Origin of the sequence: Paenibacillus sp. SSG-1 (assembly GCF_002224835.1) — a bacterium.
In the GTDB taxonomy this organism is placed as follows: domain Bacteria; phylum Bacillota; class Bacilli; order Paenibacillales; family Paenibacillaceae; genus Paenibacillus_AQ; species Paenibacillus_AQ favisporus.
This window is the reverse complement of the sequence record NZ_MBRK01000001.1, coordinates 7,063,938-7,090,487: the sequence shown is the minus strand read 5'-3', so window position 1 is coordinate 7,090,487 and position 26,550 is coordinate 7,063,938. Positions and strand designations below refer to the sequence as shown.

Genomic DNA, 26,550 nt, shown 5'->3' with positions numbered 1-26,550 from the left:
ATTATTGATATTGTAGCACAGCCGCGCCCCCCGTAAAATGAAACCATCAACAGGACCGGTCCATAAAGCGCGCGCAGTGATTAGGGAGGTCTGACTTTATGAATGCTTCTTCGAATAAAAAAGCGGTCGCGGCCGCGCTCATCAACGCTTTGATCATCGGATTGTCTTTTATTTTCGTCAAAATCGCGCTCAGCGTATCGGATCCGCTCGACACGCTTGCCCATCGCTTCACGCTGTCCTTTCTGGCGGCATCGCTGTTCGCCTTTCCCGGACGGGCCCGAATGAAGGAAGTCATGCCCCGGACAGCCGCGCTGCTTCCGCTGGCCCTTCTTTACCCTTCGCTGTTTTTTGCCTTACAGGCATTTGGGCTGCTCTACGCCTCGTCCTCGGTGGCCGGGATCGTCCAGGCGGTCGTGCCGGTGTTTACGATGATTCTGGCTGCGATCTTCCTCAAGGAGCACACGACGTTTGCCCAAAAAATGTTCACCCTGGTTTCGGTGGCCGGTGTTATTCTGATCTTCGCCGTGCCCGGGATCAGCATCTCCTCCGCCAGCCTTGGCGGTGTTCTGCTGATTCTCCTGTCCGCCCTGTCCATGGCGGGATATAATACAGGCGCCCGGAGGATGACGAAAACCTGGCGTCCAAAGGATATGACCTACATCATCACCTTCTTCGGCTTTGTGTTTTTCAACGCCATATCGGTGATTAAGCATGTAACTCAAGGAACGATCAGCCAGTATTTCACGCCGTTCCTGGAACCTAAATTTCTTCTGGCCGTGCTGTACCTTGGCGTGTTGTCCTCCCTGGTGACTTCGTTTCTGACCAACTATGCCCTGTCCCGCATGGAGGCCTCCCGCGTCAGCGTCTTCGGCAGCCTCTCCACCGTTGTGACGATCGCCGGCGGCGTGCTGCTGCTGAACGAGCGTCTGGACTGGTACCACTGGGTGGGAGCTGTCCTGATTATCGGCGGCGTAATGGGTGTGAACCTGAAGCGGCGACCGGGAGTGCGGGCGGATCAGAGCAAGGAGCTTGGGAGCTCCAAAGGATAATGTGTGTTGGGCTTTAACCTTAGTCAGCCACTTGGGCATGAAGGCAGTCCAAAACAAAACAGGCAGCACAGGAATCAAGGATCATGCGTGTCAGGCACTCTAACAGCAAAAAAACAGCTGCAATTTCCTGCAGCTGTTTTTCACACCCCAACTAATGATACATGCCTCCAGCTTCCCCTCAGCTTCTCCCTCAGCTGTCCCTACCAGTCGCGCCGCAGCGTAAACAGGTCCTTCAGCGCTTCGGTCGACAGCTCGGTAATCCAGCTTTCCGTGCTGGAAATGACATTATCGCTGAGCTGCTGCTTGCTCTCCAGCATCTCGTCGATCCGCTCCTCCAGCGTGCCGAGTGAAATGAACTTGTGCACCTGCACGTCCTTGGTCTGGCCCATCCGGTAGGCCCGGTCCGTTGCCTGGTTCTCCACCGCCGGGTTCCACCAGCGGTCGAAGTGGAAGACGTGGTTGGCCGCAGTCAGGTTCAGACCGACGCCCCCCGCCTTGATCGACAGGATGAACACACCCGGCTGCTCTGCTGCCGGCAGCGACTGTGACTGGAACTGTTCGATCATCCGGTCCCGCGCGGTTTTGGACGTGCTGCCGTTCAGATACAGCACCGGCTCCTGCAGCTCCTGCCCCAGCACCCGCTTAAGCATCTCGCCCATGCCGATATACTGCGTAAAAATCAGGCAGCGGTCGCCCTCTTCCCGCAGCTCCTTGACCATGGCCAGCAGCCGTTCCAGCTTGGCCGAGCGGCTGATAAGCCGTTCTGTGTCGAGCTGACCTCCTGAGGATTCAGCAGCTGTCCGTGCAGCAGCCTCATGCTCTGGCGCCTTTGCATCGGCTGAAGTTTCCGCAGCCAAGCCAACGGCATCAACTGTGCCAGCCGAAGCCCGTCGATCACTTATAGCCGCTTCGCTGCCCTCAGTCTCATGCTTTCCGGCAGTCTCCAGATTACCCGAAACTCCTGGAGCGTTTGAATCACTCAGCAGGACACTTGAGTCAGCCGCACCGTCCGTGCCTGCCGCTGCGCCCGCCGTGCCAGATCCCGCGGCAATATCCGCGGGATCCACAAAGTTGTCGACCGATTCCCCGGTCAGGAGCACCGGATGGTCGCAGACCTGCTTGAGCTGTGTCAGGGCCGACAGAATGGCCCCCTTCCGCTGAATGCCCTCCAGCTTCTGCACCCGGTTCATCAGGTCGTTGACCGTCTGATCGTAGAGGGCGCTCTGCTCGGCGGTCAGGTGGATATAGGTTTTCATCTCGTTTTTTTCCGGCAGCTCCAGCTGGATGTGCGGATCCTTCTTCTTCCGCCGCAGCATAAACGGCTTCACCAGCTTTTGCAGCTGCGCCGTCCGCTGCTCGTCCTGATCCCGCTCGATTGGCTGAATAAAGCGGACCTGGAAGCTGCGCAGGCTGCCCAAATATCCCGGGTTCATAAAATCGTACAGCGACCACAGCTCGGAAAGCCGGTTTTCGATCGGCGTTCCGGTCAGCGCGATCCGATGCCGGGCCGGGAAGCTGCGCACGGCGGCCGACTGCTTCGTCTGGGCGTTCTTGATGTTCTGCGCCTCGTCCAGGCACAGCGATTCCCAGGCGAACTCCTTCAGCAGGTCCTGGTCCAGCGTCGCGGTTGCGTACGAGGTCAGGACTACATCGGCCTCGCGTAGTTCTTCGCGGAGCGCCGCTTCTCCTGACCGGCGGCTGCCGTAATGCAGCAGCACCTTCAGCGAAGGCGCAAAGCGGCTGATCTCCTTCTGCCAGTTGCCCAGCACCGAGGTCGGGCAAATCAGCAGCGAAGGCAGGCGCCGTTCTCCGGATGCGTCCGCCGTCTCCTTCAGGTGCAGCAAATACGTGATAAACTGGATGGTTTTCCCCAGGCCCATATCGTCGGCAAGGCAGGCGCCCAGCCCAAACCGGCGCAGAAACGCCAGCCAGGAGAACCCGTCGTACTGGTAAGAACGCAGCTCGGCCTGCAGCCCGGATGGAACGTCCAGCTTCGGCCAGGCCGACTTCTGGCTGAGCTGGTTCATCAGCGTCAGAAGATGCTCGTTCAGCTCCACTTCGAGCTCGATCCGAGCCGCTTCATCCGGATCTTCGTCCGCCTCTTCTTCCTCGCCGTCCTCCCGCTTCCGGGCGCCGGCATCCTCGTCCTTCCGCTGGAGATGCAGATGCAGAACGTCCTGAAGGGACAAGCCCTGCGAGCTGTCGACTCCTTCCATCATCTGGCCGATCTGCTTGATCAGGCTGGGGTCGAGCGTAATCCATTCGCCGCGGAAGCGAACCAGCCGCTCGTTGCGGGCGACCAGCTCCTTGAATTCGTCCTCCGTAATCTGGAGGTCGCCAATCGACACACGCCAGTCAAACTGAATGATCGAGTCCAGGCCGAACAGTGAGCTGCCCTGCCCTTTGGCGGCGGCCTCCTCGCCCTCGCCGGCCTTGACCTTGGCCCGCAGCTTCGGCTTCCGCCGGCTGGCGGCTTCCCACCACGCGGGCAGCAGCACCTGCCAGCCCGCATCGAGCAGACGGCGGCTGTCCGCCGTCAAAAACTGCCACGCCGCCGCGTCGGACAGCGGCTGGCCCAGCACGTCGCTGCGCTCCGCAGCCCGCACGCTCGCCGGCAGGCTGGCGCGCAGATGCTCCGCCCACCCGGCGGAGCGCTCGCGGATGTGGGCCGTCCAGACGTCCGGCCACACGCCGGAAGCCTGTCCGTCCGCATCCAGACGGACAGGCACCAGCACCGACGGGTCCAGCTTGTCCTGCAGCACAAGCTGAAGGCGCCAGACGGGCTCGGCTTCGTCCGGCTCCAGCAGCTGCAGCACGGGCCGGAACGGCGCCGCGTCCGCTTTCCAGCCGATCGAGATGAGCCATGCCTGCTCGGTCAAGCCGGCGACGGCCCCCTCTCTCGCGAAGAGCATCGGGTACTCGCGGCGCAGGTCGGAAGCCGTCGCTTCCGTTCCATAGCATTCGCTGAATACCAGCGAAGAGAACGCGGCGCGCAGCCCCTCGGCGAACTCCGGTCCCAGGTCCCTGATCTCTTCCCGCGCTTCGGCATCCAGGCGGGATTCATCCCAGTTCCACTGAAGCTTGCCGGACTGAAACGCGGGCAGGCTCGGGTTGTACCGTTTTTCACGAACGCAGGTCATCAGCGCAGGAGCGAGCCGGATCAACGTCTCGGTCCCTTCGTCTCCCGCCCACTGGATGTGGGCAAGCAGGTCCAGCTGAGCGAAGAACGCGATGACGTACTCGGCCGGCAGAATGACCAGCTCGATGTCCTGCACCTGCTGAACGTCCAGCTGCGTACCGTACAAAGTCTCTTCATGCCAGGCGAACAGCCTATGCTTCAGGTCGATGCCGGGCACGGTTCGGCGCGTTGGCGTCGAGCCGTAGATGAGCGCGTCGCCGTACCCGCTGAGCCGGGTGTGGATCGTGATGGTGTCGGTGTATGGAATCATGGGATCAACTTTCCTTTCCGAAGCTCTTCCTGAAGCGCGCGCAGCCGGCTGTGGCGGCTGGAAAACACGATGATGAATTCTTCCCAGCGCTCCTCCCGCTTCAATTTTTTGTACAGCTTGGCCAGACGCTTGAGCAGCTTGACCGCGGCTTTGTAGCCGGAGCGGTTCTTCAGGAGGACATGCCGCTCCACGCCTTGATGGTAGAAGGGCAGCAGCAGCTCAGGCGCCTGCTTCTCGATCGGCGCAAGCACGCTGACCCGAAACTCCAGCGGGTCCTTGCCGGAGCTGAGCTGCACGTCCATCCACAAGCGCCATTTTTCGTGAGCCAGCAGGTTATCTTCATAAACTTCCTTGGAATACGGCAGCATCCCGGCGAGGGTATGCCACATGGACTCCTCCGCTTCGGGCACATGCCGGACAAAGGTATTCCAATAGGCGGCATATTCGTGCAGAGGCTCTTTCCGGTGATTGCTGAACAGAGGAGCCAGCCGCACCAGCCATTCCTGCAGGCGGGCCCAATCCTCCGAAGCGGACAGCTCGTCCAGAAAGGAGGTCAGGAAGCCGTGCGGGATGATGGAAGCCTTGTCCGCTGCCTGCAGCCAGGACCAGGCCTGCCGGTCTTCCCCCATCAGGAACGCAATACGGGCCTGGGCGAGCATCCACGGCAGCCGGGAGAGCGTATCGCCCAGCTCCTCTTCGACGCTTTGCAGTTTCCGCATCTCTTCCTCATGCATCCGGGTGTCTGTGACGTTCGGATGGATCCATTTCAGCCAGAACCGGTCATAAATATCGAACAGATAACCTTGCTGCCCCGTTTCCGTCAGCATTTGCCGGCGCAGGTAGTTCAGCGTCTTGGTCACGCGCGGCCACTGATCCGGCTCGGCGGCCAGATCGATCCCTTCGCCAAGCAGCTGCAGCATGCCTCCCCGCAGTTCATCCGCGGCCACCTGCACGTGGTACCCCAAAAATGCCGGAGACCGTCCGCCCGGCACAATTGGCTTGATCAGCTTGATCAGCATATACAGCCTGGCATGGAGCTGATACAGCTGCTCCATGGCCGGAGTCAGGTCCGGCTTGACGGCGTTGATCGCATGTATGGCGTTTCGGGCATAGTGCGAGTTCTGGCTCGTAAATTCCAGCGGAGTGATGCACAGCTTGAAGAAGGCATGCCATTCGGAGAGGCTCATCTCCGCCAAATGGGCCGCCTTCTCCCTTAAAGCATCCGCCGCACTTCCCCGCTGCACAGGCCCGAGGTCTTCTTCAGCTTCCGTCTCCGGCAGATGGTGCTGGAGCCTGACGGTCGTATGCGCATTGACAATCGCATGCACGGACCGGCCCTGCCGGCTGACATACTCCAGGAGGGCGGCGATGGAATGCTTGCATCGTTCCCCGACCGGGCAGCTGCAGCGGCTGTCCTGAACCGACTCGGGATTCAGGTGGACACGGTAAGCCTCCCCGCCCTTCACCACGGCCTCAATTTCGCCATCCCCGCCAATCGACAGCTCCGTCACCCGGCCCTGTTTATAATATTGAAATCCGCGTTTGATCGTCAGGTCGTTATAATACTCCGCAACGCTGCGGATCAGCTCTTGCCACTGTATATCGTTTATAGTTTGGTTCACACTCATGATTGTTCATCGTCTCCTGAGAGAGCGTTAGGAAAAAGCGTGAGGAACCCCCACGCTTTCCCTACAGCAGTTCGTTTCTTTTTTTCAAATACCGGTACAGCACGAAGCTGACCGCCGAGCAGATCAGGGCGCATAAGCCGATAAACGAATATCCGGCCTGCAGTCCCCGGACCAGGCCTTCAGGGGTGCCGGCACCAAAGATATGCTTTACGCCGCTCGTGATGGCGCCGATCAGATAATTGCCGATCACGCTGCCGACCCCCATCAGGGTGACGGTGAAGGTGATGGCCGTATCGCTTCCTTTCACGTAACGCTTGGCGATAACCGCCATAACAGTTGGATATATCGGAGCAATGCCGATGCCTGCGGCCGCGAACAGGAACGCGCCCCCTTCCCCGCTGACAATGGCAGCGAACGTGCACAGCCCCGAGAAGCCGGAGAGGATCATCAGCGACAGAATAAAGCCGATCCGGTCCGTTACCGGGCCCAGGAAAAGGCGTGCCAGTGAGAAACACAGGAAAAAGATCGAGAGCATGCCCGAAGCTGCGGTCTGGTCCCAGTGATAGCTTTTCTCCAGAAAATTCACCAGCCAACTGCCTACGGCCATTTCCGAAATGACCCCGAATGTCAGCAGCAGCACGATCATCCACAAAGCCCGGTCCTTGGTCAGCATCCACAGCGAGATCCGGTCCTCCTGGACGGTATCGTCGCCCGGAAACCGGCCGAGCAACGCCGGGATCATCGGAATCACCGCCAGCGCAAGCATCACCATATACATCTCACGCCAGCCGAGCGTCACGCCCAAGATCGAAACGGACATTAAACCTGAGGCGATCATCGGCGCCACGATCGAGCTGAGCCCGTAGAAAAAGTGAGACAGGTTCATCATCGTCCCGGTATTGCGCACGAAAATCCGCGCTCCCAGAATCGCCAGGCCGATTTCCAGCATGCCGTTGCCGATGTACATGAAAAAATAGGACGCCGAAAATAGAGTGTATGTTCGCGACAATAAGATGAAGACGCCCGAGAGAACCATCGATCCGAACGAGATCATGCTGACCCATTTGATCCCGATCTTGCGGGTAATATACCCTGTGAAGGAACAGGCCAGCAGATACCCGAGCGAATTGAGCGAGAGCAGGGTTCCAAGCTGCTGCTCATCGAGTCCGAAATCCGCCTGGATGCGGGGAATCGCCGGACCCTTGATATTTTCCGAAAACCCAAAAATGATGAACCCGATAAAAACGGTCGCCAGCTGCAGCATATAGTTGCGGCCGGCCGGCTTTGCCGTTTTCACGTCGTTCAATTCCGCCTGTGTCTGCAATGATAAATCTCCTTAATCATAAAGTGGATAGATTGAACTAAAGTTTTGCATTTGAACTTCCTGTTTTAACGGCCCGATACGGCCTATAACCTTCAATTTCTTTAGTTCATTCTATATGGATGAACGTTTTATAGCATTAAACCCATTTGGGGTAGGCATTCTCCAAATTCGCCCTGGACACCAGCCCCTTCTGCAGCATCGGGTGCGGCACGATCCGGTTATACGTTCTGATTTTGTCGTTAACCGCTTCGAGTTCAGCCCGAAGCTCGTGATCCGAGCGGGGATGGTCAGCCAGACGCTTCAAATCCGCGGCGATTTCCTTCCGCAGCTCAGCCCAAGGAGGCTGATAATTGTTTTTCTTCAAAATGCTGCTGAACACATCTTCGTCGTCGATCTTATGCGGCTTGCCTTTGCCCGGCAAATCGTCAAACCCGCCCCGCTTCGCAAAATCGTCAATAGCCGATTCCACCAGCCCGTACCGCGTGGACATGTTCTGGTAGCGGTCTTCCGCTTCGGCCTTTTCGTCCTGATCTTTCGCTTCTTTGTTCTGATCTTCCCGTTCCACCCCAGTCACCTCTCCTTATGCCAGGATCGCCGATCCGTTATTTGGAGCCTATCGCGTATCGTATAACCCCATTGTAGCATACCCCGGTCTTCCCTCAGCATGTCGTATTTCGAAAAGGCCGCAAATGATCTCCAGAGCTTTATAAATTCTTGATAATTGCCCCTTACCCTAACATTAACAACCAACAAGAGAGGAAGTTATTCATGAAAATAACATCTGTTCGCTCCGCGGCGGCATTCAGTGTAACTGTGCTGCTGCTTACCCTGCTGGCCAATCTGTCCGGAAGCATGAATCTCGTCGCCATCAGCCAGCTTGCTCCAATGATCACCGTGCTGCTGATGCTGATCTTTGTATCCGGAAGAAAAGATTCTCTCCGTTCATCGGGGCTCGGCACGTTTGGCGGTCTCCGCTGGTATTTTGCCGCCATCTTGTCCATCGTCCCGATTGGAATCGGGTTTCTTGCCGCGTGGGCTTTCGGGATCGTTCAACTTCCGTCAGCCGAATTCCTAAGCCAAGGCACCGCCCGCTTCACCGTTTCCGAATATGCCTGGTATATCACCAAAAGCTCCTGGGCTCCTCAGATGCTGATCAGCATGCTGATCTTTTCCTTCGGGGAAGAAATCGGCTGGCGCGGCTATCTGCAGCCCAAGCTGACCGAGGCTTACAGCATTCGAAAGTCCATTCTGATCACAGCCGCCGTGTGGGCCTGCTTCCACTATCCTTTTTATCTGAACCAATACAATACGGACGGGAATGTGTGGATCAACTTGGTGCTGTTTACCGTCATGATCTTTCCGTTATCCGTATTTATGGGCTGGGTCCGCTGGCGCAGCCGCAGTATCTGGCCGGTCGTTGTCATTCACATGGTCATCAATTTGTCTCGGAGCTGGCTGGAGCAGCTGTTCTTCGATAAAGCTTCGGGCTGGTCTTACGTGGCCGGGGAGAGCGGGGTCATTACCATTGCGGTATGGGCGGCCTGCGCGGCCGTAATCTGGATCAAGCTTGGAAAAAGCACCCGGGCTAAAAAAGCATCCGGTGAGCTGTCCGAGGTTAACGCGGGGTAATGCGGGACCCATTTTGCTGAAGTTTTTGTTGCGCTATTTCCTATACCTAAAAAACAACCGTCCTTTTTCGGACGGTTGTTTTCAGTATTAAACTGGCTTTTTCATCTTAAAAATTAAGCCTTTACCTCCCGACGCTTCCCCGCCTTCGCCCGGTACATGCGCCAACCCGTTAAGGCAGCGGCCACCAGGCAGATGCAGGCTGACGTGCTGAACACGGCGTGCATGCCGCTTAAGAAAATGTCGGGATGCCCCGGCACCAGCCCGGTCACCCGCCGGCCGGCGCGGAGGCTCATGACGTGGAACAAAATCGTCGTTGCGACAGTGATGCCGACGACCATGCCCACGTTCCGCACCAAGGAGTTGACGCTCCCGGCTGAGCCGAGCTGCGTGCGCGGCACTTGGGACATGACGAGCGAGTTGTTCGGCGACTGGAACAGGCCGCTGCCGATGCCGAGCATGGCGATCCACAGCCCGACGAGCACGAGACGGCTTCCTTCATGCAGCCAGGCCAAGCCGAATTGGGCGATCACCATCACGACCAAGCCGGCAAAGGTGAGAAGCTCCGAGCCGATTTTGTCCGACAAAGCGCCGCTCACCGGCGCCACGATGACCATGCAGATCGGGAAGAGCATCAGCAGGAAGCCGGCGGCAAACGGCGATAAATTCAGCATGTTCTGGGCGTAAAACGGCGCGATGATGTTGAAGCAGAAATTGGCCGTAAAGACGAGAAAGCCGCACAGAATGCTGATGGAGAAGAGCGGATTTTTAAACAGTGACAAATCCAGCAGCGCGTCCTTACGAACCGCTTCGGTGCGAAGGAAGATAACCAACGCCACCAGTGCGACGGCAAGAGCGAGCAGAATCCAGACGTTGCCGTATCCGGCCTGCTGGCCGAGCAGCAGTCCTGCGAACAAGGTGATGATAAATACCGCGAACAGCGAGCTTCCCGGCACGTCGATCTTGGCCTTGACCCGGATCAAATCCGCCGGCAGCACCTTCCACCCCATGATGATCGCGATCAAACCGATCGGTACGTTAACCCAGAAAATGTACTCCCACCCAAGCGATGAAATGATGATGCCGCCTAAGGAAGGCCCGGCAATGCTCCCGAGAGAAACGAACGTGCCGATCAACCCCAGCGCCCTCCCCCGCTCCTTCGCCGGAAAAATATCAGTCAAAATCCCTTGGCTGTTCGCCATGGTCATCGACGCTCCAAGCGCCTGAATGACCCGGGAGACGATCAGGAACGGCAGCGTTGTGCTGAACCCGCACAGCAGCGATCCGATAATGAAGATGATCGTGCCGATTTTAAAAATACGGATCTTGCCTGCGATATCGCCCAATTTTCCGAAGAAAAGAATGACCGCGCAGATCGCCATCAGGTACCCCGTCGTCACCCATTCGATCTGGGCGATCGGCAATCCCATCTGTTTGGACAGCACCGGCAGGGCGATGTTGACGATGCTTCCATCCAGTGTGGACATAAATGTAAATAAATTCAGAACAATGAGGATGATCCAGCGCTTCTTCTGGATATTCGCATCCTCTTGATACGTCCGCTGTATTGAACTCATGTGGTACCTCCTGCTCCTGTTCATCATTATTAGTTGCACGCGCAACTAATTGGCAGTAACAGTGTACCTTATATTAGTTGCGCTTGCAACCATTTTGAGATAAAATATTTGCTGAACTTGAGTTTATCGTTCCCGTTGTCCCTCCACTTCATGATGAAAGAAGGTGCCGATGTAATGCCAGACAAAGAACCGATTGGCAAGCTGATCTCTTACATCCATCGCCAGAACCAGAAAAGGCTCGCCAAGGAACTGGCTCCTTACGGCATCGGCGGCGGCGGACAGCACAGCTTCCTGAAGGCCATCCTGCATCAACCGGGAATTACGCAGGAACAGCTGACCCAGCAGTTGAAATTCGACAAGGCCACCACGGCCCGTTCCATTAAACAGCTGGAGGCGTCAGGTTATATCGAGCGCAAGCCGGACCCGGATGACCGGCGTTCCCAGCTGCTGTTTCCCACCTCCAAAGCCAAGGAAGTACAGCCTCAGCTGCATGCGATCCTGGATGAATCCAACCGGACTCTAGCCCGGTATCTGACCCCGGAGGAGCATGATCAGCTGATCTCGCTGCTGCACAAAGTCAGCTTGGCCCAAAAAGATGAATAAAGTAAAGGAGCCCCACGGGAATCGTGGAGCTCCTTTTTGATGCTTAAGGAAAGTATCCGCTTCGGAGAATTGGCTTCCTTATATCGCAAGCAATGCCTCCGCTAAATGCGGTTCAATCCGATATTACGAATGCTGTGATTGAGCCAGGTGCAGCCGGCTGTATATGCCGCCGGCGGCAATCAGCTCCTGGTGCATGCCCTCCTCGGCAATACCCTGTTCATTCACGACCATAATCCGGTCTGCGTTGCGGATCGTCGTCAGCCGGTGAGCGATGACCAGCGTCGTGCGCCCCTGCGACAGCTCGGTCAGCGCCTGCTGAATGGCGGCTTCCGTCTCGGTGTCGAGCGCGGATGTTGCCTCGTCCAGGATAAGGATCGGCGGGTTCTTCAGGAACATCCGGGCGATCGATAAGCGCTGCTTTTGTCCGCCCGACAGCTTCACGCCCCGCTCGCCGATGACCGTATCCATGCCCTCCGGCATGGAGCGGATCACTTCGGCCAGCGATGCGCGCTCCGCCGCCTTCCAAATTTCCTCATCGGTGGCATTCAAATTGCCGTATGCGATATTTTCCTTCACTGTCCCGGAGAACAGGAACACGTCCTGCTGCACGATGCCGATGTGCCGCCGCAGCGAATCCAGCTTGATGTCCCGGATATCGATGCCGTCGATCGTAATCCGTCCCCCATCCAGCTCATAGAAGCGCGGCAGCAGGCTGCAGATCGTCGTTTTCCCCGCTCCGGAAGGACCGACAAACGCGACGGTCTCCCCCGCCCGTATCGACAGATCGATGTTGTTCAGGATCGGTTTGGCCGGATCATAACCGAAGGTGACACCTTCGTAGCGGATATTGCCTACAACCCGATCCAATTCCACTGCATTCGGAGCGTCCGCAATATCCGGCTCGGTATCCATGATTTCCAAATACCGCCGAAAGCCCGCGATGCCTTTCGGGTAGCTTTCGATGACCGCATTGATCTTTTCGATCGGACGGAAAAAGACGTTGGACAGCAGCAGGAACGCCATGAACTCGCCCAGCTCGATCCGTCCGCTGAGGAAAAACCAGGCGCCGCACAGCATTACGAACACGGTGACGAGCCGCATCATCATGTAGGTGACCGACATGCTTTTCGCCATCGTCTTATAAGCCATCAGCTTGGTCTGGCGGAAGTTCTGGTTGTCGACGTCAAACAGCTTCTTCTCATGCTCCTCATTGGCAAAGGACTGCACGACGCGGATTCCGCCGACGTTGTCCTCGATCCGGGCGTTGAAATTCCCCACGTTCCCGAACAGCCGCCGGTACGTCGTGGTCATTCGGCCCCCGAAGTGAATGATCACCCAGGCCATGACCGGAATAATAATAAAGGTCAGCAGCGCCAGCTCCATGTTAATGGAAGCCATCAGCGCAAAGGAGCCGATCAGCGTCATGACCGCAATAAAGACATCCTCCGGCCCGTGGTGGGCCACCTCGCCGACGTCGTTCAGATCATTGGTGATCCGCCCGACCAAATGCCCGGTTTTATGATTGTCGAAGAAACGGAACGAGAGCTTCTGGATATGGTCGAACAGCTTTTTACGCATATCCGTTTCAATGTTGATGCCCAGCATATGACCCCAGTAGGTCACGATATACTGCAGTACCATATTGAGCCCGTAAATGGCCAGCAGCGCCAGACAGGCGACGACGATGATCGCCCAGTCCTTGCTGGGCAGCAGGTTATCGATAAAATGGCTGACGGCCAGCGGAAAGGCCAGCTCCAGCAGCCCGGCGAACACCGCGCACACGAAATCAAGGATAAACAGCCCCTTGTACGGCTTGTAGTACGCGAAAAACCTTCGAATCATGGATGTATCACACTTCCTTGTTGATATTTTACGGCTTGTGGGCCAGGATATTGATCAGTTTCCCAAAAGGATCCCGTACATAGAAACGGCGCACGCCCCACGGCTCATCCGCCGGACCGTATTCGATCTGAAAGCCCGCCTGCTTCATACGGTTCAGAGCTTCGTCGACGTCATCCACTTCGATGGACAGGTCCGGCACCGGGGTGCCCGAGCCCCCTTCCGATGCGACGCTGACCTGAACATCCATACGGGCATCGGTCCCATAGGTGGCGATCCATCCGTGGTCCATCCACTTCTCCAAACCGAGCACGTCCTCGTAAAAAGTACGGGCAGCCGCCAGATCCTCCGTATGAATGTTCGTGACAATCCGTTTTACTTTCATCTCCATTCCCCCTGTTCCTTTTACTTCCAAGTAACTATTCGACACTGGTCGGGAACCCCCTCCCTGTATGCCGAATTTCCTCTGCTCTGACCCACATCCGCAAGAATTCTGTATCATGGTTCGTTTAAATCTGACACCTTTTATCGTGATTTATGTAAATACTGACACAATTTTACCTTCCGCTAATGCTCGGATAACATGATGCCAACACTTCTCCCTCATCATAAAGAGGACAACATGCATTTTTCTAAGACCAGAGGGGGAGAACAACGACCATGATGAAAAAAACGATTTTGCTGGGCACGGCCCTGCTGCTTTCGGCTGCGCCGCTGTCGGCAGCCACGGCCAGCGCAGCTGCACCTGCGGGCAAAGCGCCCGCGTCCGGCATTCAAGCCAAGGCCAAGCAGGGCAGCTTTACCGGGGCTGCCGTGGAACGGGCCAAAGACGGTACGCTGACGCTGCACTGGCAGACCACCGCCAATCTGGGACCGGTTAAAGTTTACTGGAGCCAGAGTCCGGATAGCGGCTGGAAGGAGCTTGCCCGTACCTACGCCTCGTTTGGCGGCCTGCGAACGAAGGATCCGAATCCGGGCAGCCGGGTTTACTTTAAAGTGAAGGCGGCGAGCGGTGCCGCCATCACAACCGCCGAGCGTCTGCTGCCGCTCCAAGGCGCCACCAACTTCCGCGATCTCGGCGGCTACAAAACGGCGGACGGCAAAACGGTCAAGTGGGGCAAGCTGTTCCGCTCGGACGAGCTCGCCGGCCTCACGGCAAGCGATATCGCCTATTTGCAAAAGAGCGGCCTGAAGACGATCGTGGACTACCGCACGGACGAAGAAGTGAAATCCAAGCCCGATCCGGCGATTCCCGGCGCTGCCTATGTCCGCAACCCGGTCTTCGGCCAATCCGGCAGCGGCACTGACATCATGAGCTTCATGGCGAGCGGCGAATTCGACAAAATGGGCAAGCCCGGCGACGTGTTGACCGCCGCCAACCGCGACATGGTCGACTCCCCTTCGGCTTACGTGAAATTGTTCGACATGATGCTGGATCCGGCATCCGCGGCGCTCGTACAGCACTGCACCGCAGGTAAAGACCGCACCGGCCTCGGCTCGGCCTTGATGCTGCTTGCACTCGGCGTTCCGAAAGAAACCGTAGTCCAGGATTTCATGCTCAGCAACAAATACCGCGAAGCATACAACAAGGCGGCTGTGGACGCCATGGTGAAGCAGTTTAATTTGACGGACGAGAATGCGATTGAAGTCATCACAGCGTTAATGGACGTCCGCCCGGAATATATCAACGCTGCTTTCGACGAAATGGCCAAGAAATACGGCTCGATCCAGGGCTTCCTGGAAAAGGGCTTGGGGCTAAGCAAAGATGAGCAGGCAAAGCTGAAGCGGATGTATCTCGAATAGTCGCCTATCCCCGTTCTCCGGATGCGAACATAAAGACGACCTGTGTGGATGAAGCCATACAGGTCGTTCTTTTTTTAGAGATAAGAATGTGTAAACTTCCCCTATCATCCCCGACATATTTTGTCCAATGGTGGCGTATGGTACTGAACCTTCGTCGATTCGTTGAGACGGACAAACCGGAATCACGTATAATGGAGATAATTGGAATCAAGATGGAGGTTGAACGATGGGTTTGTTTTCTTTTATTAAAGGCCAATTTATCGAGGTTATTGAATGGACGGACAACACCAATGAAATCGTGCACCAGTTTCCGGTCTACGACAAAGCGATCAAAATGGGCGCGAGGCTGACGGTGCGGGAATCGCAGGCCGCGATTTTTCTGAACGAGGGCCAGATCGCCGATGTATTCGGCCCAGGCACGTATACCTTAAGCACGCAGAACATGCCGGTTCTGACGGCGTTAAAATCATGGAAATATGCATTCAATTCGCCGTTTAAGGCAGATGTGTATTTTGTAAACACACGTAACTTCACGGATCAGAAATGGGGAACGACCAACCCCATTATGATGCGGGATCCTGAATTCGGAGCTATCCGGATGCGGGGATTCGGCAGCTACGCGTTCCGCGTGCAGGACCCGGCTTTGTTTCTTAAGGAAATCTTCGGGACCCAGTCCTCATTCGGTTCGGATCAAATCGGCGGTTATCTCAAGTCGGTGATCGTGTCTGGTGTGAGCGACCTGATTGGCGAGGCCAAAATTCCGATCATGGATATTGCGGTGCAGTACGACGAGCTGAGCTCCGCCCTCCGGACCAAGCTGGAGCCGATTTTCAATGGCATGGGTCTGTCCCTGTCCGGATTTTTTATCGAAAACATCTCCTTGCCGGAAGAAGTCGAAAAAATGATCGACCGGAAGTCATCCATGAGCATTGCCGGCAATCTCGATCAGTACATGAAGTTTCAGGCCGCCGAATCGCTTCGCGATGCAGCCAACAATCCCGACAGCGGGCTTGCTGGCGCTGGGGCAAGCCTCGGGGCGGGCATGGCCATGGGGCAAATGTTCAATCAAGCGATGAAGCCTTCGGCGGATGCTGTGGAGCCCCAGCCTGCCGCTCCTGCCCATCCGGCGTCCCCCGTTGATACCGAGCCCTGCGCCCAATGCGGACACGGGCTCAAACCCTCCGAGAAATTTTGCCCGGAATGCGGTACGCCGCGGCCGGAGAAAAAATTTTGCACGGAGTGTGGGGGCAGCTTGAGCAGCACGATGAAGTTCTGTCCGAGCTGCGGCAATAAAGTGTAGAGGAGAGCGCTTATGTCCGTCGAAGCACCGATCCGCTTCCCCTGCTCGGGCTGCGGGGCGCAAATGATTTTTGATACCGAAACCCAGCAGATGAAATGCACGTATTGCGGAAGCCTGGCTCCCATTGAACAGCCCCGTTATCCGTCCGAGCCCACCGAATATGAGCTCGATTTTGCGGATGAACAAGACCAGGCCTTGAAAGACTGGGGGACCGAGCAGCAGGCGGTCCAATGCGAGAACTGCGGGGCCCAGATGCTCCTGCCTGCCGCGCAGACGGCGGCTCTATGCGCATTTTGCGGTTCCCCCAAGGTCCTGCCCCAAGGGGATCCGGACAGCATAAGGCCCGAATCCATCATCCCCTTTCACATCTCGAAGGATGAGGCGAACGCCCTGTTCCTGAAGTGGAAGAAGAAAAAATGGTTCGTGCCGGGCGCCTTCAAAAAGCAGCAGACCCGCTCGAATGTTTCCGGCATTTATGTCCCCTTCTGGACCTTTGATGCCCAAACCGATTCCGACTATTCGGCAGAGGTGGGTACCTATCATTACCGCACTGAGACGCGTACCCGAACGGTTGACGGGAAAACAGAGACGTACGAGGAGCAGGTTCGGTACACCGTGTGGCACTGGACATCCGGCTCGTACGATCGATTTTTCAACGATGTGCTTGTTCCTGCTTCCAAACAGCACGACACCCGCCTGATGGAGCAGTTTGACGATTTCAGCCTGGAGGACCTCCGACCCTACAAGCCTGAATATTTAAGCGGTTTTGTGGCCGAAAGGTATACCGTGCCCCTGCGTGAGGGTTGGAGCGACGCGGTATCCCGGATGGACGACAGCCTGGAAGATTCGATACGCCGGCAAATCGGCGGGGACGAACTGCGCAACCTCAGCATCGATACCCAATACTCCGAGCGGACCTACAAGCATATCCTGCTGCCGCTTTGGAATGCCTCTTACACGTACAAACAGAAGGTTTATCGCTATATGGTCAACGGAGAGACGGGCAGCATCAGCGGCAAGGTCCCGCGCAGCGGATGGAAAATTACGTTTTTCACCCTTTTCTGCGTGCTTGTGGCCGCCGCCATTATTTTGTATTTTTATCAATCCTAAGTGTGCCTGTTTGTCGGATTCATAACATTCGCTAATCATAAAATAGAATAAAAAAAGAGTTCAGCCTGGTTGCTGAGCTCTTTTTTTAGTTTCTCCGCGGCTTACGTCACATGTTCGAGCTTGCCTGGTTCTCGGTTGATCCCTGGATGTACCGCTCTCCCCACTGGCACATCACATCGATGACCGGCCGAAGGGATTGGCCCAGCTCGCTCAATTCGTAAACGACTTTCGGCGGGACCTGGTTGTATACCGTCCGGATGATGACCCCATCCTCCTCCAACTCTCTAAGCTGCTGAGTCAGCATTTTTTGCGTGATGCCCGGGGTCAACTTTTTCAGCTCGCTCGTTCGTTTCGCTCCATAGGTTAAATGGCATAAAATGAGCGTTTTCCATTTCCCCCCGATGACTTCCAGGGTCGCTTCTATAGGTATATTAAAAGCTTGCGGCATACTCGTTTTCATGGCACTTTTTCCCCCGATCAAAATAGGTACTTTTTGGTTCCTATATTACCTTTTGGTGAAAATGACACAAAAAAGTGCGTACTTCTGTTCCTCGATTATATGATACATAATCTCCTTGTGCCAATAAGGAAATCGGCAGACCCGATCGAGCCGGTTCCGAAAATGGATGATTATTCATAATGAGGAGGACATATCGAATGAAGGCAAACGGTCAAACGTCTCAAAGTTCCGGCAAGCTTTCCTGGGGCTTATTGTTCGTTTTGTGCGGCGCAATTTTTCTGGAAGGGATCGACGTGTCGATGATGGGCGTGGCTCTGCCCTCGATCCGTGCTGAACTGGGCATGTCGACCGGTTCGCTGCAATGGGTAGTCAGCGCCTATGTACTCGGGTATGGCGGCTTCATGCTGCTGGGAGGCCGGGCAGCCGACCTGTTCGGGCGCCGAAAAATGTTTCTGCTATGGCTCACGGTTTTCTTTGCTTTCTCCGGGTTAGGCGGATTATCGACCGAAGGCTGGATGCTGATCACCGCCCGGTTTGTTACAGGCATTAGTGCAGCGTTCATGACTCCGGCCGGCTTATCTATCATCACGACAAGCTTTGCGGAGGGGACTGCACGTAACAAGGCCTTACTCGTTTATGCCGGGACAGCGGCCGCCGGGTTTTCACTCGGTCTTGTGGTCGGCGGCATCTTAAGTGAGATTAACTGGCGTTGGGTTTTCTTTGGTCCGGTTCTATTGGCATTCGTGATTCTTCTAGCCGCGATTCGCCTCATACCGGCCTCTGGTCGGCCGGAGGCCTCCTCCAAAGGCTTCGATCTGGCCGGAGCAGTCAGCGTCACGGCGGCCATGCTGCTTCTGGTTTACGGTGTCGTGGAATCCTCCAACCTGGGCTGGAGCTGGACCGCCGGAATCCTGGCCTGCAGTGCCCTGCTTTTTGGTCTCTTCGCAACGATCGAACGACGCTCGGCTTCCCCCTTGGTACGCCTTGGCATATTTTCTGCCAGCTCACTCGTGCGCGCGAACCTGGGTGCCATGTTGTTTGCCGGCTCTTTTTTCGGGTTCCAATTCGTGACAGTGCTCTACCTCCAAGAACTGCGCGGCTGGTCATCTCTTGAAACGGGTCTTGCCCTGCTCGCCGTCGGTGTCGATTCCATACTCGCACCTACCCTGACCCCCAAGCTGGTAAACCGTTTCGGCAATATTCCGGTGATTTTCGGCGGGTTCTGCCTCGCTGCATTAGCCTACGCCCTTTTTCTTCCCATCGGTTTGGACTGGACCTATGCAGCGATGTTCCCGACGATGATCCTGACGGGCCTCGCCTTTTCGCTGACTTACGGACCTTTAACCATCGCCGCCACGGACGGAATAGCGGAAGAAGAGCAAGGGCTCGCCAGCGGTTTATTGAATACCTCCTTCCAATTTGGCGCCGCACTCGGTTTGGCGGTTGTGACCGCCGTGCAGATTGGCGCTACAGGTTTGGACAAATCCCCGCAAGCCCTGCTCGACGGCTATCGCACAGCGATGATGGTTCCGATTGCCGCTTCCCTTCTCGGGATTGGCATTACCGCCCTCGGCCTTCGTAAACGCTCAGCAGAAAAATATGTAAACAGCTAAAAATAACGGTCCGCCCTGCATCGCAGGATGGACCTCTCATTTGTCTGCTTATCTATGTAGTAACAGCTTAAATCCTCCCACTCGTATCTATCAATAAGCCTTTGTCAATATCTGTCATGGGGATTTCTTATATCTGCGGGGAATTCAGCTCCTTCACCTCTTCTTACACTGACTTCTAAAATGATATAAACGATAACTATGTCAAATATAGATAGACCGATATTGATCAAAATACAAAATGGATAATAAGATGTTCCTAATGTACTAATTTTACATATTGGGGGTATTTAAATTGGAAATCAAGCATGGCCAATTAACGACAAGTTGGGGAGCCCCGGTTGGAGATAACCAGAATTCCATGACCGCCGGCTCTCGAGGTCCAACACTCATTCAAGATGTCCATCTTCTTGAAAAGCTGGCCCATTTCAATCGTGAACGTGTCCCTGAGCGGGTTGTTCATGCCAAAGGTGCCGGTGCACACGGATATTTTGAAGTAACCCACGATGTGTCCTCATATACCAAAGCCGACTTTTTATCCGAGGTTGGTAAACGCACGCCCTTATTTATCCGCTTCTCGACGGTTGCAGGCGAACTTGGCTCTGCAGATACCGTGCGTGACCCTCGTGGATTTGCCGTCAAGTTTTACACCGCAGAAGGGAACTATGACTTAGTAGGAAATAACACGCCTGTCTTCTTCATAAGAGATGCCATTAAATTCCCGGATTTCATCCATACTCAGAAACGGCATCCTCAAACCCACCTTAAAAATCCAAACGCGGTATGGGATTTCTGGTCATTGTCTCCCGAGTCCTTGCATCAAGTATCCATCTTGATGTCTGATCGCGGTATCCCTGCTACTTTACGTCATATGCATGGTTATGGAAGCCATACGTTTAAGTGGGTCAATGCAGATGGACAAGGAGTTTGGGTAAAATACCATTTCAAAACGGAACAGGGTGTTAAAAATCTGGATGTCGAACTAGCTGCTAAACTGGCCGGCGAAAATCCGGATTATCACATTGAGGATTTGTTTCAAGCTATAGAAAAAGGAGACTTCCCCGCGTGGAAGTTGTATGTTCAAATCATGCCGCTGGAAGATGCGGATACTTATCGATTCGATCCATTCGATGTAACCAAAGTGTGGTCGCAAAAAGACTACCCTCTTATCGAGGTTGGACGTATGGTCCTCGATCGTAATCCCCAGAATTATTTCGCTGAAGTCGAACAAGCAACTTTCTCTCCTGGAGCCTTCGTACCCGGTATTGAAGCTTCTCCGGATAAAATGCTTCAAGGCCGTTTATTCGCCTATGCCGATGCACACCGCTATCGGGTTGGAACAAATCATAACACGCTTCCTATTAATAAACCCGTTACCGAAGTGAATAATAACCAGCGTGACGGTCAAATGCGTTATGATCGCAACGGAGGAAGTTCAATGTATTATGAACCGAATAGTTACAACGGGGCGACTGAGTCTGCAGCATACAAGACAGCTACGTTTGAGGTATCCGGTTCAGCCGACAGTGTCCCTTATGACCATCATGACCATTACACTCAACCTGGTGACTTGTATCGGTTACTTAGTGCAGAAGAACGCCGGCGCTTGGTAAATAATATTGTGAATGCCATGAAACCGGTTGAAAAGGATGAAATAAAACTTCGTCAAATCGCCCATTTTTATAAAGCCGATCCTGAATGGGGAAATGCGGTTGCTACGGGGCTTGGTTTAAGAGATATGGAGACTTTATCCTATTAAACAAAAAGCAGTTATCACAGCTAATCATAGCCTGTGTAACTGCTCTTTTTACGTTATCAAATGGGTGTTTCATTGCTTGATTGACTTCAATTCGCGCACTTGGATAGGTGGCAGGTTCTTTTCAATTTCAACGCGGCTGTCTTCATACCATGAAGGAAGCATGATGGCCTCGCCCAGATGATCCTCAGGCTCATCATTTGCGAAACCTGGCGGATCCGTCGCAATTTCAAACAAAATGCCGCCTTGTTCACGAAAATAGATCGCATGAAAATACTGCCGGTCAATAATCGGTGTAGGCTGTAAACCGCTGCTTTCCACATGGCTTCTCCAGGCATCATGGTCTTCAAAATCCTTGGCTCGCCACGCGATATGGTGAACGGTGCCGCTACCTGGGATCCCCCATTCCATGGGCTCCGCATTCACATCAATGAGGTTGCCGATGTCCCCTTCAGCCTTATAGCGAATAAAGTCGCCATCCTGCCCTACCCTTTCAAGACCTAAAACGTCCTCAAGTACCTGCATGGTCTTGGTGGATGCAACACTGTATAGCACGGCGCCCCCAAATCCTTTGATCGCCTTATCCGCCGGGATACCTCCGAATGACCATGTATTGAGCGCTCCGTCTTCCCGTTCAACAATTTCTAACTGCAGACCGTCAAGATCTAAAAATTCGATATAGTTTTCAGAAAAACGGGTGCTTTCCGTGAAGGAAATATCGAACGCCGTGAGGCGTGCTTTCCAAAAATCAATTGCGCCTATGGGTACTACGTACGTTGTTGTACCTACTTGTCCTCCTCCTATGCGGCCCTTGTGGGAAAGTTCGTGCGGGAAGAACGTCATTATCGTTCCGGGGCTGCCTTTTTCATTGCCGAAGTACAAATGGTACACCTCGGGTGCGTCAAAGTTAATTGTTTTTTTCACAAGACGAAGACCTAGAACTCCAGCATAAAAATCTACATTTCTCTGCGCGTCCTTCACGAAACAAGTAATATGATGGATGCCTGCCGTTTTCTTTATGATATTCCCCATCCTTCCCAGACTCCTTCTGTTAGGTATTTTCGATCCTGCTAATAACTGAAAAGTACTCCTGATTCAAATCATAGAGAAAAGAGCAGCAGCGAACCATTCCATTATTTCTATACTTGCATAGCGAATTTACTATATCTTTTGTCCGAAAAACCCATAACGCAAAAGGCCGAGGATTTTCCCAAGCCGTTGCGATGATTATAAGAAAAAGCTATATGAGACATAGAAATATCGATATTGATCGTGCGAACATCCGTTTATACGATTGTGTTACATATCCGGTTCTTGGAATTCAATATCTATAGAACTCCTTGACTGGAGAATGAATCTCGTAAAATACAAAGGAGAGTTTGGATGGGAGTACGTTTTTTAAAAATGGCTGTTATTTATATTGTTCTCGGTATTGGCATTGGAATCTACATGGGCGCAACATTGAATTTTGCATTGACTAGCGTTCATGCCCACACCAACCTTTTCGGATGGGCAACTTTGGCCCTTTGCGGATTTACTTATCTGCGCTTTCCCAAAGCCGCAGCGTCCCGTCTGGCCCAATGGCACTTTTGGTTGCAGGGCATAGGTTTGCCAATCATGTTAGTCTCTCTGTCCTTTATTGCAAACGGCTATGATCAGGAATGGTTATCAACGATTAAACGTATAGGTGAATCCGTTGCCGGAAGCGGCATTCTTGTTTTTGCTGTCAACGTGTTTTTAAATGTGAAGGAAACCAATGCAGCTGTAACAAAAGGGACGCCTGCAGAAGAAAGGGGAATCACGATTGATTAATCCAGCAAAGCAAGCGGCACCACGTTATAACCTTACGACCCTGATTCTATTCTGGTGCTCATTAATTGTCGTCTCATCCCTATATTTAACGATCCCCCTGTTTCCCTTATTTGAGGACGTATTCCAGATTTCATCTTCCAAAGCAGCTTGGGCAGGAAGCGCCTTTTCATTTGCTTTTGCCGGCGGAGGACTCCTGTTCGGGGGGCTTTCCGACCGCTACGGACGGAAAAGAATGATGATATCCGGATTATGCCTGCTCGCGGTATCAACCCCTTTTATTGGAACGGTCCATGAGTTTCAGTGGCTTATTGTGCTGAGGGTTATCCAAGGATTGGCAGCATCCATGTTTCCCCCTTCTGTGTTAGCCTACGCAATAGAGATGTTCCCAACGAAAAAAAGGGTAACGATCCTCGGATTTATAAGCACCGCCTTTTTGATGGCCAGTATCGTTGGACAGATCTATAGCAGCACCGTCATATTGGAACTAAGCTGGAGATATGTATTTTACATCCTTGGCATCGTGTATTTTATTTCGTTTTTTCTGATTACCTTATGCATACCCAAAGATATCATCCAGAAGCCGGAGGGCAATTTCTTTACTCCGTTAAAGCGCATTGGCGGTATTTTCAAGAAAAAAAGCCTGCCCTTCTGTTACATCATTTCCTCAACTCTCTTTATTGCACTCGTCGGTTTTTTCTCTACGCTTGGAAGTTATCTAAGCAGCGCTCCCTTCAGTCTGAGCCACCAGGAAATCTTATGGGTTCGCGCAGCCGGTATCATCGGCATGCTCGTTTCCCCGTTTGATGGAAAGCTCGTTGCTAGGTTTGGCGTAAAAAATGTACTATGTTGCGGTCTGATCTTGGCCGGTATTGGCCTAGGTCTGGTAGGCGCCTGGGAGAACCTTGCGTTTTTAATCTTGGCGAGTATTGTTTTTGCAGCTGGCATAGCTATGGCTCTTCCCGCCTTGTTGTCTCTAATAGGCACTTTAGCTGGAGAGTTACGGGCTAGCGCTCTTTCTTTCCATATGTTTATGCTATTTATCGGAGCCTCACTTGGCCCCATCGTCTCGGTTTATCTGACCGGCATCAAAGGTCATGTGTTCACTTTCGAGGTGTTGGCCGGATTACTGCTGCTAAGCACGATTGTCCCATTCTTCATTCGCTTGGAGAAAAAGGAAACCGCCGCCACCCCAATCCATCCGCCCAATCAAACTAACGTTGAGCATCATTGAAAAGATGGCTCCTGTTTTGATCGGGGCCGCTGATGAAATCTTCTAAATCAAAAGGTACAGTCCCCCATTTTCAATGAGGGGACTGTACCTTTTGTCTGACCTAGGATCGCCTTAGGTTTATTTACTTTTAGAAGACAAAGCAATCCAAGTCGCAGAAACCGCTGCCGTGATGATGGTTACACTTATGATGAAGATGGACCTGTTTAGGCGTATGGGCACCTGATCCACCACCTCCATATTCCGGCCCCTTGTAATAGCCGCCAAAGACATTATGCGGAGACCAGTCTGGGCTGGCTTTGGGAGCTGGAGGCGACAAAGACTGAAATTCGCTGGTACCGTAGACAATCTTACCACCTACGACGGTAAAGACAGATTCAATTTTTTTAATTGCTTCTTCCGAGACATGAAAGAAATTATCGGAAAGGATCGTAAAATCAGCATATTGACCCGGTTTGATCTGCCCTTTCACATCTTCTTCCTTTGAAAACCATGCATTCCCCGTCGTATACATCCGAAGCGCTTGGTGTCTCTCTACACGATTAGAAGCAGGATACAGGCTTAATCCTCCCAGTGTTTTGCCCGTCACTAGCCAATATAAGGCCACCCAAGGATTATAGCTTGCTACTCTGGTGGCATCCGTTCCCACACCAACGCGCAGTCCGGACTTCATCATCTTGGTTATCGGAGGAGCATTCTCCGCTGCTTTTGCCCCATATCTTTCGACAAAATATTCCCCCTGGAAAGCCATTCGGCTTTGAACCGCGATCGAACCTCCTAATTCGACGACCCGCTCCAAATCCTTCTCATGAATCGTTTCAGCATGATCCAAAATCCAGCGCAAGTCTTTGAACGGCACCTCTTTGTTGACGCGTTCAAAAACATCGAGAAAACGTGTTATGGATTCTCCATAAGTGGCATGAAGACGAAACGGCCAACGTTGTTGAACGAGATGTTGGGTAACTTCAAAGAGTTCATCTTCGAGTACAGCTGGAAGCTCCGGACGAGGCTCAACAAAATCCTCAAAGTCTGCTGCGCTGTACACAAGCATTTCACCTGCACCGTTATGACGATAATAAGAACTGCCCGTGTACGGCTGCGATGAAGCGGTCCATGCTTTAAAATCGTTTAATTCATTTTTGGGATGCTGGGTGAATAAATTATACGCCGTGCGAACCGTAATTTCTCCACGTCTATCCAGTTCCTCAAACACCTGATAGTCATCGGGATAGTTCTGAAAGCCCCCTCCAGCGTCGATCACGCTTGTCACACCAAATCGATTCAATTCCCTCATAAAGAGTCGGGTTGAATTCATTTGGTCCTCATAAGAAAGCTTTGGCCCTTTAGCTAAGGTGGCGTACAATATCGTTGCATTAGGCCTGGCGATGAGCATTCCTGTTGGATTGCCCCGGCTGTCCCTTTGGATTTCTCCGCCTGGCGGATTAGGCGTATCCTTCGTATACCCTATTACCCGTAAGGCAGCTTTATTCAAAAAGGCTTGGCGGTAAAGATTAAGGATAAAAACGGGGGTTTCCGGAGCAATTCGATTGATTTCATCCAGAGTTGGCATCCGGCGTTCGATGAATTGGAACTCCGTCCATCCGCCTACAACACGGACCCAATGAGGTGCTGGTGTACGATCAACCTGCTTTTTCAGCATTCGCAATGCATCCGCTACGGATGGGACTCCATCCCAGCGAAGTTCAAGGTTATAGTTGAGACCACCGCGAATGAGATGAATATGTGAATCGTTTAAGCCCGGTATCAACATTCGTTTGTTGGCGTTGACAACCTGCGTGGAGGATCCGACATATTTCATGATTTCGGCATCATCACCCACAGCCAGAAACTGGCCGTCCTTAACGGCAACTGCCGATGCGGTAGGATTTACATCGTCCATCGTTACGATGCTGGCATTGTGAATGACTAGACTGGCCTCAACATCTTTCGTTTTTCTAGACATGATTCCGCTCTCCTTTTAGATTGCATTATTTGTGGTTTAGCCATTGCTGGATCCACGGGATCAACCGCTGGCCTACAAACATTCCGGCGAGACCGAGCAGTCCTAAAAAAGGCGGTGCTGGCGACGGGATTTTAAGCGATTGAAAAACAACGCCAATGACAATACCTGCGGCAAGAGCTAAGGCCATAGAACCTATAGAACCTGTGCTCATAGTCAATACCTCCTTTAATACGAATTGTGATGTTCTTGCTAGACTGCCTTTATCCATAAGTCTAAAAGTCGACATTTTTACTAACAATATGGCTTTTTCTATAACAGCCATAGGAATTGCTTATGTATATTCCTTATAGAACTTTCGAAGTATATAGGATTTTCCTATGAAAAATATAGAAAACTGAAGATTGTTTGCACAT

General features: G+C 53.5%; 21 protein-coding genes. 10 read left to right on the top strand and 11 right to left on the bottom strand.

Features of this window, described 5'->3' with window-relative positions:
• Nucleotides 1-98 precede the first annotated feature (98 nt).
• Nucleotides 99-1,049, top strand: coding sequence for a DMT family transporter (locus tag BCV73_RS32300; protein ID WP_089549823.1), 951 nt, complete (start codon nt 99-101; stop codon nt 1,047-1,049).
• A gap of 200 nt (nt 1,050-1,249) precedes the next feature.
• Here BCV73_RS32300 and BCV73_RS32290 read toward each other — a convergent pair whose 3' ends face one another.
• From BCV73_RS32290 to BCV73_RS32275, 4 genes are all read right to left on the bottom strand, one after another.
• Nucleotides 1,250-4,498 (bottom strand): DEAD/DEAH box helicase, encoded by a 3,249-nt coding sequence (locus tag BCV73_RS32290; RefSeq protein ID WP_256993075.1) that lies wholly within the window; start codon nt 4,496-4,498, stop codon nt 1,250-1,252.
• Complete coding sequence (locus BCV73_RS32285) at nt 4,495-6,126, bottom strand: SWIM zinc finger family protein (RefSeq protein WP_089549822.1); 1,632 nt, start codon at nt 6,124-6,126, stop codon at nt 4,495-4,497. The genes BCV73_RS32290 and BCV73_RS32285 overlap by 4 nt, the downstream gene beginning before the upstream one ends.
• A gap of 61 nt (nt 6,127-6,187) precedes the next feature.
• Nucleotides 6,188-7,390, bottom strand: a complete 1,203-nt coding sequence (locus BCV73_RS32280) for an MFS transporter (protein ID WP_089550492.1) — start codon at nt 7,388-7,390, stop codon at nt 6,188-6,190.
• A 196-nt stretch (nt 7,391-7,586) separates the two neighbouring features.
• Entirely contained in the window at nt 7,587-8,015 is a 429-nt protein-coding gene (locus tag BCV73_RS32275; protein WP_256993074.1) for a DnaJ family domain-containing protein, read from the bottom strand.
• Nucleotides 8,016-8,218: 203 nt separating this feature from the next.
• On the opposite strand from BCV73_RS32275, the gene BCV73_RS32270 reads away from it, so the two are divergent.
• Nucleotides 8,219-9,079, top strand: a complete 861-nt coding sequence (locus tag BCV73_RS32270; protein WP_089549821.1) for a CPBP family intramembrane glutamic endopeptidase — start codon at nt 8,219-8,221, stop codon at nt 9,077-9,079.
• Between the two features lie 113 nt (nt 9,080-9,192).
• Here the strand turns inward: BCV73_RS32270 and BCV73_RS32265 are convergent, their stop codons facing one another.
• Nucleotides 9,193-10,653, bottom strand: a complete 1,461-nt coding sequence (locus BCV73_RS32265; RefSeq protein WP_076176203.1) for an MFS transporter — start codon at nt 10,651-10,653, stop codon at nt 9,193-9,195.
• A gap of 174 nt (nt 10,654-10,827) precedes the next feature.
• On the opposite strand from BCV73_RS32265, the gene BCV73_RS32260 reads away from it, so the two are divergent.
• The gene (locus tag BCV73_RS32260) at nt 10,828-11,256 is read left to right on the top strand and encodes a MarR family winged helix-turn-helix transcriptional regulator (protein ID WP_089549820.1); all 429 of its coding nucleotides are present in this window, start codon (nt 10,828-10,830) and stop codon (nt 11,254-11,256) included.
• A 123-nt stretch (nt 11,257-11,379) separates the two neighbouring features.
• Here the strand turns inward: BCV73_RS32260 and BCV73_RS32255 are convergent, their stop codons facing one another.
• Complete coding sequence (locus BCV73_RS32255; RefSeq protein WP_089549819.1) at nt 11,380-13,098, bottom strand: ABC transporter ATP-binding protein; 1,719 nt, start codon at nt 13,096-13,098, stop codon at nt 11,380-11,382.
• Nucleotides 13,099-13,126: 28 nt separating this feature from the next.
• Nucleotides 13,127-13,480, bottom strand: coding sequence for a VOC family protein (locus tag BCV73_RS32250; protein WP_089549818.1), 354 nt, complete (start codon nt 13,478-13,480; stop codon nt 13,127-13,129).
• A 275-nt stretch (nt 13,481-13,755) separates the two neighbouring features.
• On the opposite strand from BCV73_RS32250, the gene BCV73_RS32245 reads away from it, so the two are divergent.
• The 3 genes from BCV73_RS32245 (at nt 13,756) to BCV73_RS32235 (ending at nt 17,308) form a co-directional block, all read left to right on the top strand.
• The gene (locus BCV73_RS32245; RefSeq protein WP_256993073.1) at nt 13,756-14,898 is read left to right on the top strand and encodes a tyrosine-protein phosphatase; all 1,143 of its coding nucleotides are present in this window, start codon (nt 13,756-13,758) and stop codon (nt 14,896-14,898) included.
• Nucleotides 14,899-15,124: 226 nt separating this feature from the next.
• A complete protein-coding gene (locus BCV73_RS32240) occupies nt 15,125-16,198 on the top strand; it encodes an SPFH domain-containing protein (protein ID WP_076176211.1) in 1,074 nt (357 codons plus the stop codon).
• A 12-nt stretch (nt 16,199-16,210) separates the two neighbouring features.
• Complete coding sequence (locus BCV73_RS32235; protein WP_089549817.1) at nt 16,211-17,308, top strand: TFIIB-type zinc ribbon-containing protein; 1,098 nt, start codon at nt 16,211-16,213, stop codon at nt 17,306-17,308.
• A gap of 106 nt (nt 17,309-17,414) precedes the next feature.
• Here the strand turns inward: BCV73_RS32235 and BCV73_RS32230 are convergent, their stop codons facing one another.
• Nucleotides 17,415-17,768: a winged helix-turn-helix transcriptional regulator gene (locus BCV73_RS32230; RefSeq protein ID WP_076176215.1), complete on the bottom strand. Its 354-nt coding sequence runs from the start codon at nt 17,766-17,768 to the stop codon at nt 17,415-17,417.
• 197 nt (nt 17,769-17,965) lie between these two features.
• Here BCV73_RS32230 and BCV73_RS32225 point away from each other — a divergent pair, with 197 nt between their 5' ends.
• Nucleotides 17,966-19,381 carry an MFS transporter gene (locus BCV73_RS32225; RefSeq protein ID WP_089549816.1) on the top strand — a complete coding sequence of 472 codons (1,416 nt, stop codon included), beginning with the start codon at nt 17,966-17,968 and terminating at the stop codon, nt 19,379-19,381.
• 298 nt (nt 19,382-19,679) lie between these two features.
• Nucleotides 19,680-21,137 (top strand): catalase KatA, encoded by a 1,458-nt coding sequence (katA, locus tag BCV73_RS32220; RefSeq protein ID WP_218828238.1) that lies wholly within the window; start codon nt 19,680-19,682, stop codon nt 21,135-21,137.
• A 69-nt stretch (nt 21,138-21,206) separates the two neighbouring features.
• Here the strand turns inward: katA and BCV73_RS32215 are convergent, their stop codons facing one another.
• A complete protein-coding gene (locus tag BCV73_RS32215) occupies nt 21,207-22,166 on the bottom strand; it encodes a ring-cleaving dioxygenase (protein ID WP_089549814.1) in 960 nt (319 codons plus the stop codon).
• Nucleotides 22,167-22,517: 351 nt separating this feature from the next.
• Here BCV73_RS32215 and BCV73_RS32210 point away from each other — a divergent pair, with 351 nt between their 5' ends.
• Together BCV73_RS32210 and BCV73_RS32205 are read left to right on the top strand one after the other, a co-directional pair.
• Complete coding sequence (locus tag BCV73_RS32210; protein ID WP_089549813.1) at nt 22,518-22,946, top strand: hypothetical protein; 429 nt, start codon at nt 22,518-22,520, stop codon at nt 22,944-22,946.
• Nucleotides 22,939-24,177, top strand: a complete 1,239-nt coding sequence (locus BCV73_RS32205; RefSeq protein ID WP_076176223.1) for an MFS transporter — start codon at nt 22,939-22,941, stop codon at nt 24,175-24,177. Before BCV73_RS32210 ends, BCV73_RS32205 begins: the two co-directional genes overlap by 8 nt.
• 127 nt (nt 24,178-24,304) lie before the next feature.
• On the opposite strand, the gene BCV73_RS32200 is transcribed toward BCV73_RS32205, so the two are convergent.
• Nucleotides 24,305-26,137 (bottom strand): amidohydrolase, encoded by a 1,833-nt coding sequence (locus BCV73_RS32200; RefSeq protein WP_089549812.1) that lies wholly within the window; start codon nt 26,135-26,137, stop codon nt 24,305-24,307.
• A gap of 25 nt (nt 26,138-26,162) precedes the next feature.
• Complete coding sequence (locus BCV73_RS32195) at nt 26,163-26,348, bottom strand: XapX domain-containing protein (protein ID WP_076176227.1); 186 nt, start codon at nt 26,346-26,348, stop codon at nt 26,163-26,165.
• Between the last annotated feature and the right edge of the window lie 202 nt (nt 26,349-26,550).

Bases quoted from the DNA above. Each gene is read 5' to 3' on its own strand.
- BCV73_RS32290 (WP_256993075.1), bottom strand. From the start codon at position 4,498: ATGATTCCATACACCGACACCATCACGATCCACACCCGGCTCAGCGGG.
- BCV73_RS32200 (WP_089549812.1), bottom strand. From the start codon at position 26,137: ATGTCTAGAAAAACGAAAGATGTTGAGGCCAGTCTAGTCATTCACAAT.
- BCV73_RS32210 (WP_089549813.1), top strand. From the start codon at position 22,518: ATGGGAGTACGTTTTTTAAAAATGGCTGTTATTTATATTGTTCTCGGT.
- BCV73_RS32255 (WP_089549819.1), bottom strand. From the start codon at position 13,098: ATGATTCGAAGGTTTTTCGCGTACTACAAGCCGTACAAGGGGCTGTTT.
- BCV73_RS32215 (WP_089549814.1), bottom strand. From the start codon at position 22,166: ATGGGGAATATCATAAAGAAAACGGCAGGCATCCATCATATTACTTGT.
- BCV73_RS32270 (WP_089549821.1), top strand. From the start codon at position 8,219: ATGAAAATAACATCTGTTCGCTCCGCGGCGGCATTCAGTGTAACTGTG.
- BCV73_RS32285 (WP_089549822.1), bottom strand. From the start codon at position 6,126: ATGAGTGTGAACCAAACTATAAACGATATACAGTGGCAAGAGCTGATC.
- BCV73_RS32230 (WP_076176215.1), bottom strand. From the start codon at position 17,768: ATGAAAACGAGTATGCCGCAAGCTTTTAATATACCTATAGAAGCGACC.
- BCV73_RS32265 (WP_076176203.1), bottom strand. From the start codon at position 10,653: ATGAGTTCAATACAGCGGACGTATCAAGAGGATGCGAATATCCAGAAG.
- BCV73_RS32245 (WP_256993073.1), top strand. From the start codon at position 13,756: ATGATGAAAAAAACGATTTTGCTGGGCACGGCCCTGCTGCTTTCGGCT.
- BCV73_RS32240 (WP_076176211.1), top strand. From the start codon at position 15,125: ATGGGTTTGTTTTCTTTTATTAAAGGCCAATTTATCGAGGTTATTGAA.
- BCV73_RS32225 (WP_089549816.1), top strand. From the start codon at position 17,966: ATGAAGGCAAACGGTCAAACGTCTCAAAGTTCCGGCAAGCTTTCCTGG.
- BCV73_RS32260 (WP_089549820.1), top strand. From the start codon at position 10,828: ATGCCAGACAAAGAACCGATTGGCAAGCTGATCTCTTACATCCATCGC.
- BCV73_RS32235 (WP_089549817.1), top strand. From the start codon at position 16,211: ATGTCCGTCGAAGCACCGATCCGCTTCCCCTGCTCGGGCTGCGGGGCG.
- BCV73_RS32300 (WP_089549823.1), top strand. From the start codon at position 99: ATGAATGCTTCTTCGAATAAAAAAGCGGTCGCGGCCGCGCTCATCAAC.
- BCV73_RS32250 (WP_089549818.1), bottom strand. From the start codon at position 13,480: ATGAAAGTAAAACGGATTGTCACGAACATTCATACGGAGGATCTGGCG.
- BCV73_RS32195 (WP_076176227.1), bottom strand. From the start codon at position 26,348: ATGAGCACAGGTTCTATAGGTTCTATGGCCTTAGCTCTTGCCGCAGGT.
- BCV73_RS32280 (WP_089550492.1), bottom strand. From the start codon at position 7,390: ATGCTGCAGCTGGCGACCGTTTTTATCGGGTTCATCATTTTTGGGTTT.